Source organism: Barnesiella sp. An55, assembly GCF_002161555.1.
GTDB classification, from domain to species: Bacteria; Bacteroidota; Bacteroidia; order Bacteroidales; family Barnesiellaceae; genus Barnesiella; species Barnesiella merdipullorum.
The window spans coordinates 36,879-55,341 of sequence record NZ_NFHZ01000018.1; the positions used below are offsets into that span (position 1 = coordinate 36,879).

Annotated in this window: 15 protein-coding genes; 12 read left to right on the top strand and 3 right to left on the bottom strand. The window is 51.9% G+C overall.

All coding sequences use genetic code 11. From position 1 onward, the window contains the following. The first annotated feature begins 44 nt into the window (after positions 1–44). The 4 genes from mutY (at position 45) to ubiE (ending at position 4,192) form a co-directional block, all read left to right on the top strand. Positions 45–1,148, top strand: coding sequence for an A/G-specific adenine glycosylase (mutY, locus tag B5G10_RS10915; protein WP_087424758.1), 1,104 nt, complete (start codon positions 45–47; stop codon positions 1,146–1,148). Between the two features lie 131 nt (positions 1,149–1,279). Beyond that, positions 1,280–2,284 carry a PhoH family protein gene (locus B5G10_RS10920; protein WP_087424759.1) on the top strand — a complete coding sequence of 335 codons (1,005 nt, stop codon included), beginning with the start codon at positions 1,280–1,282 and terminating at the stop codon, positions 2,282–2,284. A gap of 186 nt (positions 2,285–2,470) precedes the next feature. Further along, on the top strand, positions 2,471–3,424 hold the full coding sequence (locus tag B5G10_RS10925) for a phosphoribosylaminoimidazolesuccinocarboxamide synthase (protein ID WP_087424760.1): 954 nt from the start codon (positions 2,471–2,473) through the stop codon (positions 3,422–3,424). A gap of 27 nt (positions 3,425–3,451) precedes the next feature. Further along, complete coding sequence (ubiE, locus tag B5G10_RS10930; RefSeq protein ID WP_087424761.1) at positions 3,452–4,192, top strand: bifunctional demethylmenaquinone methyltransferase/2-methoxy-6-polyprenyl-1,4-benzoquinol methylase UbiE; 741 nt, start codon at positions 3,452–3,454, stop codon at positions 4,190–4,192. Positions 4,193–4,245: 53 nt separating this feature from the next. Here the strand turns inward: ubiE and B5G10_RS10935 are convergent, their stop codons facing one another. The 3 genes from B5G10_RS10935 to B5G10_RS10945 form a co-directional block, all read right to left on the bottom strand. Further along, positions 4,246–4,614, bottom strand: a complete 369-nt coding sequence (locus tag B5G10_RS10935; RefSeq protein WP_143241132.1) for a hypothetical protein — start codon at positions 4,612–4,614, stop codon at positions 4,246–4,248. 249 nt (positions 4,615–4,863) lie between these two features. Then, positions 4,864–5,124 (bottom strand): hypothetical protein, encoded by a 261-nt coding sequence (locus B5G10_RS12620; RefSeq protein WP_143241133.1) that lies wholly within the window; start codon positions 5,122–5,124, stop codon positions 4,864–4,866. Positions 5,125–6,213: 1,089 nt separating this feature from the next. Next, positions 6,214–7,854: a fumarate hydratase gene (locus B5G10_RS10945; protein WP_087424764.1), complete on the bottom strand. Its 1,641-nt coding sequence runs from the start codon at positions 7,852–7,854 to the stop codon at positions 6,214–6,216. 310 nt (positions 7,855–8,164) lie between these two features. Between B5G10_RS10945 and B5G10_RS10950 the strand changes: the two genes are divergently transcribed. The 8 genes from B5G10_RS10950 to B5G10_RS10985 all read left to right on the top strand — a co-directional run bounded on the left by B5G10_RS10950 (position 8,165) and on the right by B5G10_RS10985 (position 18,301). Continuing rightward, positions 8,165–8,923 carry a hypothetical protein gene (locus B5G10_RS10950; protein ID WP_143241134.1) on the top strand — a complete coding sequence of 253 codons (759 nt, stop codon included), beginning with the start codon at positions 8,165–8,167 and terminating at the stop codon, positions 8,921–8,923. Positions 8,924–9,015: 92 nt separating this feature from the next. Then, entirely contained in the window at positions 9,016–10,416 is a 1,401-nt protein-coding gene (locus B5G10_RS10955) for a DUF5309 family protein (RefSeq protein WP_241147760.1), read from the top strand. Between the two features lie 145 nt (positions 10,417–10,561). Then, the gene (locus B5G10_RS10960) at positions 10,562–10,945 is read left to right on the top strand and encodes a hypothetical protein (protein ID WP_087424767.1); all 384 of its coding nucleotides are present in this window, start codon (positions 10,562–10,564) and stop codon (positions 10,943–10,945) included. Then, the gene (locus B5G10_RS10965) at positions 10,942–12,039 is read left to right on the top strand and encodes a hypothetical protein (RefSeq protein WP_087424768.1); all 1,098 of its coding nucleotides are present in this window, start codon (positions 10,942–10,944) and stop codon (positions 12,037–12,039) included. The genes B5G10_RS10960 and B5G10_RS10965 overlap by 4 nt, the downstream gene beginning before the upstream one ends. A 3-nt stretch (positions 12,040–12,042) precedes the next feature. Continuing rightward, positions 12,043–12,666: a hypothetical protein gene (locus tag B5G10_RS10970; protein ID WP_087424769.1), complete on the top strand. Its 624-nt coding sequence runs from the start codon at positions 12,043–12,045 to the stop codon at positions 12,664–12,666. Positions 12,667–12,969: 303 nt separating this feature from the next. After that, positions 12,970–14,613 carry an LTA synthase family protein gene (locus B5G10_RS10975; protein ID WP_158098816.1) on the top strand — a complete coding sequence of 548 codons (1,644 nt, stop codon included), beginning with the start codon at positions 12,970–12,972 and terminating at the stop codon, positions 14,611–14,613. A 59-nt stretch (positions 14,614–14,672) separates the two neighbouring features. Further along, positions 14,673–16,511, top strand: coding sequence for an alkaline phosphatase family protein (locus B5G10_RS10980; protein WP_087424771.1), 1,839 nt, complete (start codon positions 14,673–14,675; stop codon positions 16,509–16,511). A 137-nt stretch (positions 16,512–16,648) separates the two neighbouring features. Beyond that, the gene (locus B5G10_RS10985) at positions 16,649–18,301 is read left to right on the top strand and encodes a diphosphate--fructose-6-phosphate 1-phosphotransferase (protein WP_087424772.1); all 1,653 of its coding nucleotides are present in this window, start codon (positions 16,649–16,651) and stop codon (positions 18,299–18,301) included. The last annotated feature ends 162 nt before the right edge of the window (positions 18,302–18,463 follow it).

The window sequence follows — 18,463 nt, forward strand, 5'->3', positions numbered from 1 at the left end:
TTCTTTGACTCAATAGGCCTACACGCCTATCTTTGCATGGAAATATGAAAAACAGAGAAGAATTGTCGAAAGAGCCGGTCGCTCCGCTGGCGGCCGATTTGCATCGCTGGTATGCACAAAATCACCGGGTGTTGCCGTGGCGGGGCATTACCGATGCCTACCGTATATGGATTTCGGAGATTATCTTGCAGCAGACCCGGGTGGTGCAAGGGTATGAATACTACAACCGCTTTGTGTCGCGTTTTCCCGATGTGCGGTCGTTGGCTGCTGCCGATGACGACGAGGTGATGAAGCTGTGGCAGGGGTTGGGCTATTACAGCCGGGCCCGCAATCTGCTGGCTGCCGCCCGGCAGGTGGTCGAGCGGTTTGGCGGTGAGTTCCCCACGACCTACGACGATATCCGTTCGCTGCCCGGTATAGGCGACTACACGGCGGCGGCTATCGCTTCGTTTGCCTACGGGCTGCCTCATGCGGTGGTCGATGGCAATGTCTATCGGGTGCTCTCGCGCATCTATGGCATTGATGTGCCCATCGACACGACCGAGGGGAAAAAGGTATTTGCCGCCTTGGCCGACGAGTTGCTCGACCGGAGAAATCCCGGCGGATACAACCAGGCACTGATGGAGTTTGGGGCGCTCTATTGCGTGCCCCGTTCGCCACAGTGCGGCGGATGTATCTTTGCCGACCGCTGTATGGCTCTGGCAACGGACAGAGTCGATGAGCTTCCGGTGAAGCAGGGGCGCACGGTGGTGAAGCCCCGATACTTCAACTACTTCTATGTGCGGCACGAGGGGAATACGTGGCTGCGTCGGCGCGAGGGACGCGACATCTGGCGCAACCTGTATGAACTGCCGCTTATCGAGACGGCCGAGGAAGAGCCGCTCGATAGCCTGCAACAGGGCGAGGCGTGGGCTTCGTTGTTTGCCGGGGCCGGACGGGTGAGTGTTTCGGCCCAGGTATATGCCTGCAAACATGTGCTTTCGCACCGCATCATCCATGCCCGGTTCTATGTGGTCGAGACCGAGAAGGAACCCGCCATGCCGGGTTATGTGCGCATTGCTGTCGGACAGATAGGCGACTATGCCGTGTCGCGGCTCACCGAGGGTTTTCTCGAAAAGTTGTCGATGAATTATCCCTCTTTGTTTTGAGAAATAAGCAGATAATTTTTTACTTTTGCAAGAGTAGCCCAGACTGTACCGGGACTGTGTGTGCGGCAGTGATTCTGCCGGGTGATGCACGGTGGGGGTAAGAGTTGGGGGCAAGAACAGGAAACAACCGAATGATAGAAAGAGTAATTATATTGGACGCCGTCGATCCGGTGACTTTTTATGGCGTGAACAATGCCAACGTGCAGGTAGTTAAAAATCTTTTCCCCAAGGTGCGCATCGCCGCCCGGGGCAATGTGATGAAGGTAATCGGCGACGAGAAGGAGACCGAACTCTTCGAACAGAAGATCAAGCAGCTCGAGAAATATTGTGCCGAGTATAACCAGTTGAGCGAAGAGGTAATCATCGACATTATCAAGGGAGACGAACCGCAGACCGTGAAGCCCCAGGAGAACCTTATTATCTATGGGGTGAACGGCAAACCTATCACGGGGCGCACACCCAACCAACAGAAACTGGTCGAGGCCTTTGCCCATAACGACCTCACGTTTGCCCTGGGGCCGGCCGGTTCGGGCAAGACCTATGTGGCTATCGCTCTGGCGGTGAAGGCACTGAAAAACAAGGAGGTGAAGAAAATTATCTTGAGCCGTCCGGCTGTGGAGGCCGGCGAGAAGCTGGGCTTCTTGCCGGGCGACATGAAAGACAAGATCGACCCCTATCTGCAACCGCTCTACGATGCGTTGGAAGATATGATTCCGGCAGCCAAACTGAAGGAATACATGGAGTCGAACGTGATACAGATTGCCCCCTTGGCCTTCATGCGTGGCCGCACGTTGAGCGATGCGGTTATCATTCTCGATGAGGCGCAGAACACTACGACGCACCAGATAAAAATGTTTCTCACCCGTCTGGGCATGAACGCCAAGATGATAGTCACGGGCGATATGACCCAGATAGACCTGCCGGCCTCGCAGACTTCGGGACTGGTGCAGGCGATAGGCGTCTTGAAGAATGTCGAGGGGATAGCCCGCGTGGAGTTCAACAAGAAAGATATTGTGCGCCATAAACTGGTACAGCGCATCGTCGAGGCCTATGAAAAGCACGACGAGAAGTTGCGCAAGGCTGCCGAGGCCCGCAAGCAGGAGCGTGCTGCCGCCCAGGAGAAGGGCGAGGCGTGAACTCTCGGGTAGAGCCGTTCGTGGCACGAGGTTGCCGGGTGGTACCGGGTGGGCCGAGATAGTTGAGTCTCGGCCATTCTTAATATGTGTTATTCATGCACTATCTCGTTTTTATGTTGTATCTTTGTGGTGTCTTTTGAGAAGACAAACAACGACTATATTATAAACAGAAAAAGTATTACAGAAATGAAAAATGCTTTGGTAAAAACCGATTTCAAATTTCCCGGACAAAAGAGTGTATATCATGGTAAAGTGCGCGATGTGTATAACATCGACGACGAGTTGCTGGTGATGGTGGTGACCGACCGCATCTCGGCCTTCGACGTCATTCTGCCCGAGGGTATTCCCTACAAGGGACAGGTGCTGAACCAGATTGCCGCCAAATTCCTGGACGCTACGGCCGATATCCTTCCCAACTGGAAAGTGGCTACTCCCGATCCCATGGTGACTGTGGGTTTGCGTTGCGAACCGTTCAAGGTCGAGATGGTTGTGCGGGGGTATTTGACGGGGCATGCCTGGCGCGAATATAAGGCCGGTAACCGCACATTGTGTGGCGAGACCATGCCCGAGGGTATGAAAGAGAATGAAAAATTCCCGCATCCCATCATCACGCCTACAACCAAAGCTGCCGAGGGTCACGACGAGGATATCTCGAAAGCCGAAATCATTGCCCGCGGCATCGTTTCGCGCGAGGACTACGAGCAACTCGAGAAATACACCCTGGCTCTCTATCAACGTGGTTGCGAGATGGCCGCTCAAAAGGGGCTCATCCTCGTAGATACGAAATATGAGTTCGGTAAGATTGGCGACAAGATTATCCTTATCGACGAGATTCACACGCCCGACTCTTCGCGCTACTTCTATGCCGATGGGTATGAAGAGCGTCTGGCCCGTGGCGAAGAGCAACGTCAGCTGTCGAAAGAGTTTGTTCGCCAATGGTTGATTCAAAACGGCTTCCAGGGCAAAGAGGGTCAGAAGGTACCCGAGATGACCGAGGCCTATTGCAACAGCGTGTCGGATCGCTATATCGAACTGTACGAGCACATCGTGGGCGAGAAGTTTGTCAAAGCCGAAGGCGAAGACCTGGCCGCCCGTATCGAGAAGAACGTGACCGATTTCCTGAACAGCCGCAAGAAATAAACGAGCGGGGAAAGGACCATATCACGAATGGACTATAAGGCAGAAGAGATAAAACCCTATAACGAGGAGACCGACAAGACCACGCAGGTGCGCGAGATGTTCGACTCCATTGCGCCGGCCTACGATGCGATGAACCGCACCATGACCGTGGGCATAGACCGCTGGTGGCGACGGGTAGCCGTGAAGATGTTGCGCCGCTATCCCCACCGTCGTCTGCTCGATGTGGCTACGGGCACGGGCGACTTGGCCTTGCTGCTCGACGAGCGACTCAACCCCGACCAGATTATCGGCGTGGACCTCTCGGAGGGTATGTTGCGGATTGCCCGCGAGAAGGCGGTCAAGCGCAATGCCCAGCGCCGTATCCTCTTCGAGGTACAGGATTGTCTGTCGATGGATTTCGACGACAACAGTTTCGATGTGGTGACCGTAGCCTACGGGGTGCGCAATTTCGAGCTCCTTGAAGCCGGCTTCCGCGAGATGTACCGGGTACTTCGGCCCGGCGGTGCGTTGTGCGTCATCGAGCTGTCGACCCCCGAGCATTTCCCCTTCCGCCAGCTTTATAAGTTCTATACCTATACCTTTATCCCCTTCGTAGGTCGACTCGTGTCGAAAGACCGTAGCGCATACAGCTACCTGCCCCGTTCGGTCGCTGCCGTGCCGCAGGGCGAGGCGATGCTCGACATCTTCCGCCGCGCCGGTTTCGACCACTGCTATTGCCGTCGGCTCACTTTTGGTGCCTGCACCATCTACATCGGGGAGAAACATTAAAAGAGGACAGGCTTAATCAAAACTGATTAAGCCTGTCCTCTTTTTATATCATATTATATTCGATAATAGATCGTGCCAGACAGGGTAAGAGTAGATATGTGTTGGCCGTCTTTTGCCAATTGATAACTGCCTTTGTAAACAGCGTTTCCCTGTTCATCAAGCAATCTTACTTCTCCATCTTGCAGGGTATAGGTGGTAGTAACGATGAGTCTGTCTCCATCCCACAATTCGCATTTCCCATTGCTGAAAAGATAAATTTGCCGACCATCTCTAGCTTTAAGCCGTTGAGTCGAGCGGAATACAACTTTTCTTTGTGCAATACAGGTCTCGAACTTAGATATGTTTTTAAGAGGTTCTCCCGCATATGACGAGAAAAACATTCCACTAGCTACTACAATAATAGCCATAATCAAATTTTTCATTGTTTTTGTGTTTGATATTATTCCCTACTCACTTGTGGCTTTTCGGGTTGCTCCATTTGTTTTTTTTATAACAGAAATAAGCAAAAATGTTTGTTTGGTTATGATATGTGAGTTAGTTTAGATTTCATGTTTCATAGGCATTTGATTTTTTGATGTTACGGTATTGAATGAATTGGAGTAAAAATTGTTTAATAGCAATAAATGCTTTTACTTTTTCTATTCAAGGATAAGGAAATAAGAATGCTTGGTCTATTTTGCATATACATTACCATTTTTGGTATCCCATACGTAGTAGGAATATCCTTTATCTTTTGCAAGGGCTTTGGCTTCACTTTCTGATGAAGCGTTTCCAATGTAAAGGTATCCGTTATAGCCAGCAGCAGCACCGACGGCAGCTCCTCGATAATCGAGTTTTTGGGTTGAAGCAGAAGATGCAGCAATTAAAAGAAATGTACTGAGCCCTAATACTTGAATACTTGTAATAAGAAATCTTTTAGCTTTAGTTTCCATAGACATATAATTAAAGTAATAAAATAGAAGATGATGTCGAAAATGTCGAAAGTCCCGTTTAGAAGGTTAAAGTATTGACCTAATTCTAAAAAAAATGGTAGTACTATTGCAATGCATAAAATATAATAGTTTAAATAATTATTCTTGATAAACATTGACATGAATACCAATAGACTGGCATACCATAAAGCATCGGGAAGAGAGTATGCAAATAGTTGTAGTGCTAAATTCTCGCTCTCTATCTCAATAGCTCGAATTTTAAATGGGAGCCATTCCATAAAGATTATATTTTGCCGGAACAATATATAAATTGTGGTTCCTGCAAATAATAGTAATAGTGTATATGTTATTTTTTTTAGATAATACATGCCTTATTAAGCGGTTTTTAATCCTTTCTAATATTGCGATGCATTAACGATAAATGATGTTTTGGCCTTCTCTATTATATAGGGAAGTAGAGTGCGTTTATCTGATTATCATGCCTTTTTAGCTTCTTATTGCGATGATAAAGTCCCCTTTTATTTTTGAGAGCATAGCCATTATGAGCTCTCATATTTGTATTTGATCAATTTAAGGTGAGTATTTATGGGTATAAGTATCAATTGGACATGAGAGATAAATCTGGAATATTAATTTGGTGGCATGGTTGATATCGTTGTGCCTTTCACAGTCCATGTCAGGCGTATATATAATAAAAGCGTGGACTGCTATGCCACGTTATAAACGGAGGTCTTAGGAAACCCTGAAGTACAATAGGCAAACAGTTCACGCATATACGTAGAACCGCTCTGCTATCCTTGTACTTCATCGAAAAGTTCCTAAGTTTCCGTTTACAAGATAAGCATAGACGCTTCTTCCAATAATGTCTTTGATTGAGTCTAGCTCAATCGATATTGCAAATAAAAAAATTATTCTTGAATTAAGCAAATAATAATAGCGGAATCTTTGTTGGTTAAATAACTCTATATAATAGGAATATAGTTCGCTATATTGATGACGATTGGGGGTATATTTATAAAAAAACACATCGGGGCTGCCTCTTCAATGAGGCAGCCCCGATGGTATAAGTAGGGTTTGTGTCCCGCGGGATTATTTGTGGGCGGGGCAGATGGGTTTGATCTGTTTGAAGAAGTCGTTGCCCTTGTTATCGACGAGGATAAATGCGGGGAAGTCTTCTACCTCGATTTTCCAGATGGCCTCCATGCCGAGCTCGGGATACTCGACGCACTCGATGCTCTTGATGTTGTTCTGGGCGAGGATTGCGGCCGGACCGCCGATGCTGCCCAGGTAGAAGCCGCCGTGTTTCTTGCAGGCGTCGGTGACGGCTTGGCTGCGGTTACCCTTGGCCAGCATGATCATGGAGCCGCCGTGGCTTTGGAACAGATCGACGTAGGGGTCCATACGACCGGCTGTCGTGGGGCCCATCGAGCCGCAGGCCATGCCTTGCGGGGTCTTGGCGGGACCGGCGTAGTAGATGGGGTGATCCTTGATGTACTGGGGCAGGTCTTCGCCACGATCGAGGCGCTCTTTGAGTTTGGCGTGTGCGATGTCGCGGCCCACGATGATGGTTCCGTTGAGTGAGAGTCGGGTGGCTACGGGGTATTTGTCGAGCTCCTTGAGGATTTCGCTCATGGGCTGGTTGAGGTTTATCTTCACGGCATTGCCTTCGCCGGCTTGACGCAGTTCCTCGGGGATGAGTTCGCCGGGGTTGCTGTCGAGTTTCTCGATCCAGATACCGTCTTTGTTGATTTTGCACTTGATGTTGCGGTCGGCCGAGCAGCTTACGCCCAGACCTACGGGGCAGGAGGCGCCGTGACGCGGCAGGCGGATGATGCGCACGTCGTGTGCGAAGTATTTGCCGCCGAATTGTGCGCCGAGGCCAATGCGGTGAGCCTCTTCGAGTACTTGTTTCTCGAGCTCTACATCGCGGAATGCGCGGCCGTATTCGTTGCCCGTGGTGGGCAGGTTGTCGTAGTAGTGGGTCGAGGCAAGCTTGACGGTGAGCAGGTTCTTCTCGGCCGATGTACCACCAATGACGAAGGCAATGTGGTAGGGCGGACAGGCTGCGGTACCGAGGGTTTTCATCTTCTCAACCAGGAAGGGCACGAGTGTGGCGGGGTTGAGGATGGCTTTGGTCTCTTGGTAGAGGTATGTTTTGTTGGCCGAACCACCGCCTTTGGTTACGCAGAGGAATCGGTATTCCATGCCTTCGGTGGCTTCGAGGTCGATTTGAGCGGGGAGGTTGCACTTGGTGTTTACTTCTTCATACATCGAGAGGGGAGCGTTTTGCGAGTAGCGCAGGTTCTCCTCGGTGTAGGTCTTGTAAACGCCCAGCGAGAGGGCCTCTTCGTCGCAGTATCCGGTCCAAACCTGCTGGCCTTTTTCGCCGTGGATGATGGCTGTGCCGGTATCCTGGCAGAAGGGCAGAACGCCTTTGGCGGCTACCTCGGCGTTGCGCAGGAAGGTGAGGGCCACATATTTGTCGTTTTCGCTGGCCTCGGGGTCGTGCAGAATCTTGGCCACTTGCTCGTTGTGCGAGCGACGCAGCATGAACGATACGTCGCGGAATGCGGCGTTGGCCATGGCGGTGAGACCCTCTTTTTCGATTTTCAAGATAGGTTTCCCTTCAAACTCGCTTACCGACACATAGTCTTTCGTAAGCAGGTAGTACTCGGTCGTATCTTCTCCCAGCGGGAACATGGGTTGATACTTAAACGGTGTGATAGCCATAGTTATATGTTATTTAGTTTGAGTTGTCGGTCGATACGGCGCCGACTCAACGGGTGGGGCGGCACCGGGTAATCGTGTCATGCAAAGATAAGCAAAGGTGATTGCATAGGCAAATTTTATCTTGTTAAAGGTGAAGTAGTGACAAAAGGAAATAGTGGATGATGAACTTATTTGGACGTTGACGATGATCGTGCTGTTTGCAGAGAGGAGTGCCGGTTGCAGGTTACTTTGTATGAAGCTGCCATAAAAAGGGTAGAACGTGGGGCTTACTTTGCGGTACCATATATGGGAAATCTAATCAGTAAATTTTATGGAAAAGAATTATCAAAAAGGAGATCGCAATCGACGGAAATCCCGCGATTTGCTTGTGGAGAAGATTTTGAACCGCTATCCTACCCGGCAGTTGAACAACGACGATGAGTTGTTTGATGCGCTTGAGGAGTATGACTCGTATCGCAACGAACGCTATGAGCGGCTGGCCGATGACCAGAGCAAGCTGTGCAAGTTGTTCATGTCCAACCCCAAGATGGGGGCTTTCATCTCGGATGTGGTTGGAGGTGACGACGCTCTGGTGGCCTGTGTGCGCTATTTCGGTCGCGATATGCTCGACTGTGCCCAGGACGAGAGCCGCATGGCTCAGGTGCGCCGGGCCAACGACGAGTATCTGTCGCGTGTGGCCCGCTTCAACGAACTGGAGGCCGAGATGCGCAGCAACCTGGAGAAGAGCAGCCGCTGCATGGAGCGCTTCAAGGCCGAGAAGGGAATGACCGATGCCGAGTTCGAGGGGTTCCTCGACCGGGTATATCACCTGTGCAACCATGTGTTCATGGGCGAATTGAATGACGAGGTGCTCAATTTGCTGTTCAAAGGGCTCTATTACGACCGCGACCTGTCGTGTGCCGAGCGCGACGGTGAGGTGCGGGGCCGCAACGAACGCATCGTCTTCGAACGTCGTGAGCGGGATGGCGACTCGTTGCCTCCCATGCGCAACGGGGGTAGTTTCGGGTCCGACTCGGAGCTGTCGCCGGTCTTTGGCAATCGTCGCCGTCGCAGTGTGTGGGACTTGTAGCCGCACCGCCCGGGTCGTGAGTTAATTCTCTGAATGTCTAATTTTTTTGAAAACCGATGTTTATGTTGAATATTAAAAATTTGAGTGAAAAGATGAAACAGTTTTTGTTGAAGTGGAAAACTCCGCTGCTGTGGCTGGCGGGAGTGGTAACCCTGATTGTTTGCTGGCTGCTTTGGGACAGCTTGTTTGACAGCGGCTTGGCTTTGGCCGCTATTATCCCCGGTATGTCGGGAGGCAAACTCGTGACCAACGAGCCGCTCACGACCGATCTCGTGCGCGAAGGTAGCCCCTCGTTGTTGCGTAGCGAGGTCGATAAACGCATCGTGCGCATCCGCCCCATGTCCACCCCTATTGATCAGTTGTCGCGTTGGAACGGAGCGCGCAAGGCTTCGTCGATGATTGTCGATTACTACTCGGTCGATGTGAAGCCTACCAAGTCGTACCTGAAGACCGCCTATACGGCACCCGCCGAAGGGTCTGTCAACGACACCCACAAGAAGGCCAAGATCGATGCCGTGGACAACAGCATCTTCGAGGTGTCCGAGACGATTCTCGTGCAGGGGGTGAAGGGGTATGAGCCCGACGGTACGCAATCGAATGCCGACCTGGTGCTCTATATCTCGACCAAAGACGAGGAGACCGGTTCGCTCACGGTCTATCCCATCAACGGGGCAAAGATTGGCACGGTAACCAACTGTGTGCCGTCGATTCCGGCCAACACGCCTCTCATCCGTATGGGTCGCGCGGCTACCGAGCTCGACGTGCAGACGGCTCAGTTTGCGGCTCTACCTGTCAAGAGTCAGAACTACTGCCAGATTTTCAAGATGCAAATCGAGCAATCGACCTTCCAGAAGATTGCCAACAAGGAGGTCGAGTGGGACTTCTCGGATGCCGAGGAGGCTGCCATCTATGACATGCGTCTGGGCATGGAAAAGAGCTTCATGTTTGGTGTGAAGAACACGATTTTCGATCCCCGCAAGAAGGAGAACGTGATGCTCACGGGCGGTATCTGGTGGCAGGCTGGCAACCACTACACCTATAACCCGTCGGTAGAGATGACGCAAAACGACCTCATCGACATGATGCGCCAGGCCTTCACGGGCAACGGTGGCAACAAGCGCAAGATTCTCATTGGCGGTTCGTCGTTTATCGGTCGCATCAACAAGATCGAGATGACCAAGGTGGTAATGGCCCGCGAGGATAAGGTACAGTGGGGTATCGACTTCTCGGAGATTCGGTCGAAATTCGGTAAACTGTATGTGCTCTACTCCGAGGTCTTCGACGATTGCGGCATGAGCGACTATGGCTTTATCTTCGATCCCGAGTTTATCCAGAAGTGGTCGCATGTGCCCTTCGACACGCAAGAGCTCGACCTGAAGAAATCGGGTGTGCGCAATACCGATGCTCTGGTGTTGACCGAGGCCAGCTGTTTGACGCTGCGTTATCCGGCTGCCCACATGCGTATCGAGCCGGTAGTCCCCGACGGTAACTAAACCATAGGCCGGAGAGAGACTCTTCCCCCCCCGGCTCGCAAACGATCTGACAAGGGGGATTGTACGGGGCAACCGGTGTTGATTTGCGGGCCGGTTGCCCCGTCTTTTTTAGTGTATTGTTTAATTTAGATGAAAGAGAATAGATATGATTAAGATATATCAGACCCGGTTGGGCAATTTGAGTACGTCGGTCGTTGTGAACGGGGTGCCCCATAGAGTACAGTTTTATGCCCGCGATGGCGTGAACGGATTGTTCTCGACCGACGATGAGCCGCTGCAACAGGCCCTGGAGAAGAGTAGGGGATATGGCAAGCGCTTCACCCTCTTCGAGGTGGCTCGTCCCGAACCCCGGCAGGAGACCTACCAGTTGGTGCCCGGTATCCGGTCGTGGCAGGCAGCCCGGGACTATCTGCGCAAGGAACCGTACAGCCTCTCTGACGAGGAGGTCTCGACCCCCGCTCTCATCGAGCAGGCAGCCGAGCGTTTCCACTTGGTATTCACACAATTAAAAAAAGGGAAAAAACGATGAAAGTAAAAGAACACAGCCATTTGCGAGGCCAGAACGGATGCCTGGGATTTTTTTATGGGCTCGATGCCGTTCTCTCGGAATACCCCGAAGGGGGCTTGGCCGGCGAATTTTTTATCAACGGTGAAACTCAGTCTATCTGGGTATGGGACTCGGCGAGTCGTTTGTGGTACGATACGAATCATGCGGCTCCCGCCCCGTTTTGCGGGGTGGTATCCGACCCGGCCACATTCTCGCCCCCGGTGGGTAACGGAGAGTCGGCCTGTTATGTATATATTGCCGGCCATGCCGATACCTATACATTCCCTCGGGTGAAAGGGTTGTCGCCCGTAAGCGTGACAACCGATTCGGCCGCCATCATTACTCTGGTGTGGGACAGCGGTGCTTGGCATAGCTACGTGACTCCGCTGACCTTCGATGATGCCATACGCCCTACTTACATGTATCGGGGCATGTGGATGCAAAGTACTTCCTATTGCTGTATGAATGGAGTTGCCGATGTTGTCTATTACCAAGGGGCGTACTATGCGGTAAAACCGTCGGTGAGCTCTACGACACAGATCCCGACTACCACCTCCGATTGGGAGGCGTTTCCTCGTTTCCAAGCTATTGCTACTACGTTGGAGATGTTGCCCAACCAGATAATGTTGATGAATCAACAACAGACTATCCGCGTGGCGAGTGGTGAATCGTCGTGGGATTTGTGTAATGGAGAGATTCGCCATTTGGAATCGGGGACTTTTCTCTCACAGGCCGGCGATTTGAGAGTGTTTTCCACAAAGGGAAATGTGGTGATTTCTCCGAATGGTTGCATTTCGCTTTGGCGGAACAACAAGAAGGAACTGATTATCGACTGGAACGACGAAGGGCAGATAGAAATCTCGATGACCCACCCGGACAGTACGGGCGCAGATACCTTGTCGATATTGCCCCACCAGATAACCCTGTCGCGAACCGATGGCAATGGACAGACCTTGAGCAGTAGCTTTCTCTCGGCTTTGGGCCTTAACTGCAAATTGAAGCAGGCGACTGATACCCTTGAAGAGGGCGATATCTATGTCGATGAGAATAACTTCTTGAAACAGAAAAGGGGGTAGGCGATGAAGATAAGTATCGATCAACTGGTCAATCGGGTAAAGGTCAACATGGAGGAACTTTCCGATTTGCGCAATGCCGTAGTGGTTTTGGAGGTAGGTGTCGATGTGGCACAGTATATTCGGGAGAAACTGCCCGATGCCATACTCTCGGTATGGGCCTCGACCTCGGCCGAGTTGTTGCCGCAGACCGACTGTGCCTCGTCGTTGCAACCCGAGCGCCGGCCCGACGGGAGTGGACGGGTAGTCTTGCCCGACAACGTGTGGCGCATGACCGAGTTCTGCATGGAGGGCTGGCGACAGCCTGTGACCACCTTTATTGATCGCACTTCGCCGGCCTATGAGTTGCAGTTCAACCCCTATACCCGCGGGGGGATAGCTACCCCGGTGTGTGTATTGCTGGATGATACCGGACAAAAGTGCCTCGACTACTACTCCCTGCCCCCGCGCACCGAGTCGCATCGTGTCAAGACGGCCCGCTATGTGCCCTATCCCGAGGCTGTTGACGAGACGTACGAAATTGCCGACTCGTTGATTCCGGTCGTGTGCTATACCTGTGCGGCTCTGGTCTATGAGATATTGGGATGTCCCGATCAGGCAGCGGCCATGTTGCGCAGTATCGTGCGCTGATTGAACCTCGGCAAAGGGTATCATTGCCGGCTATCGGGCAGCCTCGGGAGAATCCTTCCGAGGCTGCCTTTTTAGTAGGGCCGCTAAAAAATGGAGAATAGAATAGAGACATGTTTTGCTATTGATATTATATTTGCGCTGCGAAATAGTAGTTTTAATAAAATAGAATTTGTGTTGAATTTGAAAACGATAGGCCGAGAGAACCCCATTGCACGATTCTTTGTGGACAATAGATATACGCTTGCTTTTTTTGTATTGTTGGTAATCTCGGCAGCGGCCTCTATATGGCTTGTATATACTCAGATGGTAAAGTTGACCAATACCGATTCGTCGGTTCCCAATCATGTGATCAAGACTTTGGTCGATGCCATGTTGTTGATGTCGCCCATGTTTCTGTTCAAGAGGCGTGGGCTCATATTCATCGTGTTGGCTCTGGTCGATGTGTTTTGTCTGTCGGCGGTGTGGTACTATCGCAACTATCTCGACATTATACCATTCTCGTCGTTTCTGCTCTTTGAGAATGTGTCGCCTATGTTGCTCGACAGTGCGTTGGCTTCGGCCCGATGGTGTGACTGGTTGGCGTTGCTTCCCACGTTGGTGACAGGGGTAGTCTATAAACTGTTTTTACAGAAACGGGTGCGAGCCGAACGGCGTCGGCAGTGGAAACCGACTGCCGCTATCGTGGGCATTGCAGTAGCTTTTTATGCTGTGCTTGCGGCGCGTGATGTAAAATTGGGTGTGTTTCACTCGTTTACCGACCGATTTGTGACCTATCCCAACAATATCCTTTACATCGATCAAAACGGGTTGTGCGGCTACACGTTGTATCAGATAGTTACCTCGTTGATTCCCGAGCCTGAACTTTCGGCCGAAGAGCGGGTTCAAATCGAATCGTTTCTCGACGATTATCCCCATTATACCAATAGCCTTTGCCCGGCTAACGAACAGAAAAATCTGGTGCTCATCATTGTCGAGTCGCTTAATTCGTGGGTAATAGGCAAGAGTTTCGACGGTATGGAGGTGACTCCATGCCTCAACCGTATCGTCAACGACAGCAATTCTATTTCGGCCGTACACATGTTGGCTCAGGTGAAAGACGGTCGTTCGAGCGACGGCCAATTTATGTACAATACCGGGTTGCTTCCGTTGCGTAGTGGGGCAGTGGCTACCCGCTATGGGCAATTGGATTACTATTCTATTGCCAAGGCATTGAAACGGCGAGGTTATACTACGGTAAATATGACGGTCGATCGCAACAACTATTGGAATCAGTCCGAGGTGAGCGTTGCCTATGGATATGACCGTAACTTGGATAGGCTGAAGGGGAGTTCAAATATAGGAAACAGTGTTCCCGACAGTGTTTTGGTTGTGCGCTCTATCGAGCAGATCAAGGCAGAGAAGGGGCCGTTTTTTTACCAGTTGATTACCGGCTCTTCGCACAAGCCATTCAAGGAACCGGCTCATAAAACCGTTCTGTCGCGGGCCGAAGGGTTTCCCACCGAGGTGCACAATTATATGGAGATAATTCACTATACCGATCGCTGCATAGGAGCTTTCATCGACTCGTTGCGGGTTAATGGACTGTATGAGAATACGGTTGTAGCCATTGTTTCGGATCATAACCAATTGCTCGAGCCTTGTACCGTGCCTGGCTACAACGATACCGAGGTAGCCTTTATTGTGGCCAATGCGGGAGTGAAACATGTTCACGAAGCGGTGATGGGGCAGATCGATGTCTATCCTACGTTGCTCGATGTGATGGGCTGTAATGATTATGGCTGGAAAGGACTTGGATACAGTATCTTGCGTACCCCGGTGCAGAGCGCCGTGGGGTGGGATGGAAGCGTGGCAGGAGTCTCAGCTGACAGTCTGGTCTCTCGGCAGACCGAAGCGTGGGAGGTCTCGGAGCAGATGGTTACCCGCGGCTATTTCTCGACAAAACAATGATAGGATAACAATATAAATTTTTATTTCACTACATTTGCATCGAATGTAATCGAGTGCAAATGAGGTTGAACAAGTTTTCGATGCCGGCTCTTTCGTGGGTGCGCGAGGGTCACTACCTGCTCTTCTATCTGTTGGCGGTAGTGTGCTTTATGTATCCTATCGAATATCTGCACATCGACCTCAAGTATTCGACAATTATCAGTCTGCCCACCTTGCTGGTGCGGGGATGGCCGGTGGGCGACACGCTGCTGAATTTTCTGCCTACGGTGGGCGATGCCTTTTTGCTGGCCTTGCCGCTCTTCCTCTTTACCCGCAGGCGGTGGGTGGTCTTTATCCCGCTTTTCCTTTTTGATATCTTTTGTCTCATACAGACCTGCTATGCCCGGGTCTATGAAGATGTGATGCCCTACTCGTCGTTCCTGCTGTTCGACAACGTGAACGATGTGCTGCTCAACAGTGTGCGGGGGCTGTTGCGCTGGCGCGACGTTACCCTCTTTCTCCCCACCCTGATGTTGCTGGGTGGATATCTGCTCTATTTCAGACGGATGCAGACCTATCCTTCGCAGCGTACCCGGGTGGTAGCTGCCTCGATTTCGCTGGTCATCGTCCTGATGGCCTATGGCACGCGAGCTTACGGGATTTATCATCGCGAGCCGTCCGACCGGGAGTCGCCCTGGACCGCCTTTATCACCCCTTATAACTATCGTGAGTATGTGCTCTATCACGGGGTGGTACCCTATACGGGTTATGTGCTGGTGTCGTCGATTGTACAGTCGGACGAACTCTCCGAGAGCGAACTCTCGACCGTCGCCAATTATCTCGACGGCATACCCCGCTATACCGATAATCGTTATGCTGTGGAGCCGGGGCGCAACCTGATTCTCATTGTCGTCGAGTCGCTCAACTCGTGGATGATTGGCCGCACGGTCAACGGGGTGGAGATTATGCCCCGGCTGAACCGTCTGCTGGAGCGGGAGGGAACCTTCTCGGCGCTTCATCTGATACCTCAGGTAAAAGACGGTCGCTCGAGCGACGGGCATCTCATGTTCAATACCGGGCTTCTGCCTGCACGGGTAGGGGCTACGTCGGTACTCCATGGCGAGAACCGTTATCCAGCCTTGGGGCATGCCTTGAAACAGAAGGGCTACCACACCCTCAATATCGTGTGTGACCGGGCACAGGACTGGAACCAGGCACACACGTCGCCCGCCTATGGTTTCGATACCCTCTACGACAAGAGTTCGTTCGAGTCGAGCGAGATGCTCGACGATTCGACCCTGTTTGTCCGTGGGCTATCGATTCTGCACGATACGCCCCAGCCTTTTTTTGCCCAGCTCGTGACTCTCTCGACCCATGCACCCAATGGCGCCCCCGTTGAGCCAACTGCGTTGTCGCAATACCCCACCTCGTCGCCCGAGCTCATCAACACGATGGAGGCCTTTCACCGGCTCGATAGCCAGCTGGGTCAGTTCATCGACTCGCTGCAGGCCTGTGGGTTGTACGACCGCTCGGTGATAGCCATCGTCTCCGACCACGACGAACTGGGATTGAATGTGTTTGAAGGTCGGGACTCGCGTACGTTGGCCGATCGCGAGGTAGCACTTGTCATTCTCAACACGCCCTGTACCGTTTCGTACGAATCGGTGGCCGGACAAATCGATGTCTATCCCACCTTGCTCGATGTGATGGGTGCCAACGAATATCCCTGGAAGGGGCTCGGCTACAGTCTGTTGCGAACTCCCGTGCGGAGTGCCGTCTATTGGGATTATCGAGTGGCTGGCGATACTCTCTCGCCCCTATGCCCGCGGCAAAAGCAGGCGTGGAATATCTCGAATCTGGTGATTACCGGCGACTATTTTGCTCGCCGGCCCCTCTCGTCGGCTCCTGCCGATGAGTGAGTGCCGGGTGGCCCGGCGCAACCTCGTGACGAGAAATGGGAATTTCATATCCAGCCATTTGGCTCTTTGAAAAAAAAATGCGAAATTTGCCCAGCTAAAAAAGATAAAGCAAACATACACAAATAAAAGTGATTACAATGAAGAAAAGTGCACTTCAAACTGCTCGTGCTTCGTATCAGCCCAAGCTGCCCGAAGCCATTAAAAACGGCGTAACTATCGTCGAAGGCGAAGCCACGAAATCGGTGGCCGACCAAGAGGCTATCGCCAAGTTATTCCCCAACACCTACGGAATGCCGGTGCTCCGTTTTGAAGCAGCCCCCAAGAAAGAATATCCCGCCATCAACGTGGGCGTAATCCTCTCGGGTGGTCAGGCTCCTGGTGGACACAACGTGATTTCGGGTCTCTTCGACGGACTCAAAGCCATGAACAAAGATAGCCGTCTCTTCGGTTTCCTCCTGGGCCCGGGCGGACTTATTGATCACAAATATATGGAACTCACCGCCGATATCATCGACGACTACCGCAACACGGGTGGTTTCGATATCATCGGTTCGGGTCGTACCAAACTCGAGACAAAAGACCAATTTGATAGCGGTCTCGAAATTATTAAAGAGTTGGGTATCAAGGCTGTTGTTATCATCGGTGGCGACGACTCCAACACCAACGCTTGCGTATTGGCCGAATACTACAAACAAATCGGTGCCGGCGTACAGGTAATCGGTTGCCCCAAGACCATCGACGGCGACTTGAAGAACGAGATGATCGAGTGCTCCTTTGGTTTCGATACCGCTTGCAAGGTTTACTCCGAGGTTATCGGTAACATCCAACGCGACTGCAACTCGGCCAAGAAATACTGGCACTTCATCAAACTGATGGGCCGTTCGGCTTCGCACATCGCTTTGGAGTGCGCCCTGCAAACTCAACCCAATATCTGCTTGATCTCCGAGGAAGTTGAGGCCAAACAAATGACCCTCGACGACATCGTAAACTATATCGCCGATATCGTAGCCGCTCGTGCTGCCAAAGGCTTCAACTTCGGTACGGTGCTGATTCCCGAAGGCCTCATCGAGTTCATCCCCGCCATGAAGCGCCTCATTGCCGAGCTCAACGACTACCTGGCCGAGAACGGTTCGGAGTTTGCCATGATCAAGAAATCGGAGCAAAGAAACTACATCATCAAACACCTCTCTCCCGAGAATTCGGCCATCTATGCCAGTCTGCCCGAGGGTGTAGCCCGTCAGCTCACGCTCGACCGCGACCCCCACGGAAACGTACAGGTATCGCTCATCGAGACCGAGAAACTGCTGGGCGAGATGGTAGGTCGTCGTTTGGCCGAAATGAAAGCCGAAGGCAAGTATGTAGGCAAATTCGCTACGCAATTCCACTTCTTCGGTTACGAAGGCCGTTGCGCCGATCCCTCCAACTTCGATGCCGACTACTGCTACTCGCTGGGTTACACCGCATCGTTGCTCGTAGGCGAAGGCCGCACCGGTTACATGTCGTCGGTACGCAACACCACCAAACCGGCCAGCGAATGGATTGCCGGCGGTGTGCCTGTAACCATGATGATGAACATGGAGCGTCGTCATGGCGAGATGAAACCCGTTATCCAAAAAGCTCTCGTTCACCTCGACGGTGCACCCTTCAAATACTTTGCCGCTCATCGCGACGAGTGGGCTATGAACACCTGCTATGTATATCCCGGTCCTATCCAATACTTTGGTCCCACCGAGGTTTGCGACCAGCCCACCAAGACCCTGATGCTCGAGCAAAACGGCAAAATCGACTAATCGATACAGGAAAAGGGCGTCATGCCCGATATCAATAAACTAATCAAAAAAATCCGCACTTGCGGCTTGCAAAATCCCCCGACCCGGAGCGTTCCGGGCCGGGGGTATTTTTTATCCGTGCTCCTCTTCCTGTTGCTGGACCCCGCCTCGAGGTGTGGGGTG

What these genes read in the sequence shown, in the direction of transcription:
- B5G10_RS10980 (WP_087424771.1), top strand. Translation starts at nt 14,673, where the DNA reads ATGAGGTTGAACAAGTTTTCGATGCCGGCTCTTTCGTGGGTGCGCGAG.
- B5G10_RS10970 (WP_087424769.1), top strand. Translation starts at nt 12,043, where the DNA reads ATGAAGATAAGTATCGATCAACTGGTCAATCGGGTAAAGGTCAACATG.
- ubiE (WP_087424761.1), top strand. Translation starts at nt 3,452, where the DNA reads ATGGACTATAAGGCAGAAGAGATAAAACCCTATAACGAGGAGACCGAC.
- B5G10_RS10965 (WP_087424768.1), top strand. Translation starts at nt 10,942, where the DNA reads ATGAAAGTAAAAGAACACAGCCATTTGCGAGGCCAGAACGGATGCCTG.
- B5G10_RS10945 (WP_087424764.1), bottom strand. Translation starts at nt 7,854, where the DNA reads ATGGCTATCACACCGTTTAAGTATCAACCCATGTTCCCGCTGGGAGAA.
- B5G10_RS10925 (WP_087424760.1), top strand. Translation starts at nt 2,471, where the DNA reads ATGAAAAATGCTTTGGTAAAAACCGATTTCAAATTTCCCGGACAAAAG.
- B5G10_RS10985 (WP_087424772.1), top strand. Translation starts at nt 16,649, where the DNA reads ATGAAGAAAAGTGCACTTCAAACTGCTCGTGCTTCGTATCAGCCCAAG.
- mutY (WP_087424758.1), top strand. Translation starts at nt 45, where the DNA reads ATGAAAAACAGAGAAGAATTGTCGAAAGAGCCGGTCGCTCCGCTGGCG.
- B5G10_RS10935 (WP_143241132.1), bottom strand. Translation starts at nt 4,614, where the DNA reads ATGAAAAATTTGATTATGGCTATTATTGTAGTAGCTAGTGGAATGTTT.
- B5G10_RS10975 (WP_158098816.1), top strand. Translation starts at nt 12,970, where the DNA reads ATGGTAAAGTTGACCAATACCGATTCGTCGGTTCCCAATCATGTGATC.
- B5G10_RS12620 (WP_143241133.1), bottom strand. Translation starts at nt 5,124, where the DNA reads ATGGAAACTAAAGCTAAAAGATTTCTTATTACAAGTATTCAAGTATTA.
- B5G10_RS10955 (WP_241147760.1), top strand. Translation starts at nt 9,016, where the DNA reads ATGAAACAGTTTTTGTTGAAGTGGAAAACTCCGCTGCTGTGGCTGGCG.
- B5G10_RS10950 (WP_143241134.1), top strand. Translation starts at nt 8,165, where the DNA reads ATGGAAAAGAATTATCAAAAAGGAGATCGCAATCGACGGAAATCCCGC.
- B5G10_RS10960 (WP_087424767.1), top strand. Translation starts at nt 10,562, where the DNA reads ATGATTAAGATATATCAGACCCGGTTGGGCAATTTGAGTACGTCGGTC.
- B5G10_RS10920 (WP_087424759.1), top strand. Translation starts at nt 1,280, where the DNA reads ATGATAGAAAGAGTAATTATATTGGACGCCGTCGATCCGGTGACTTTT.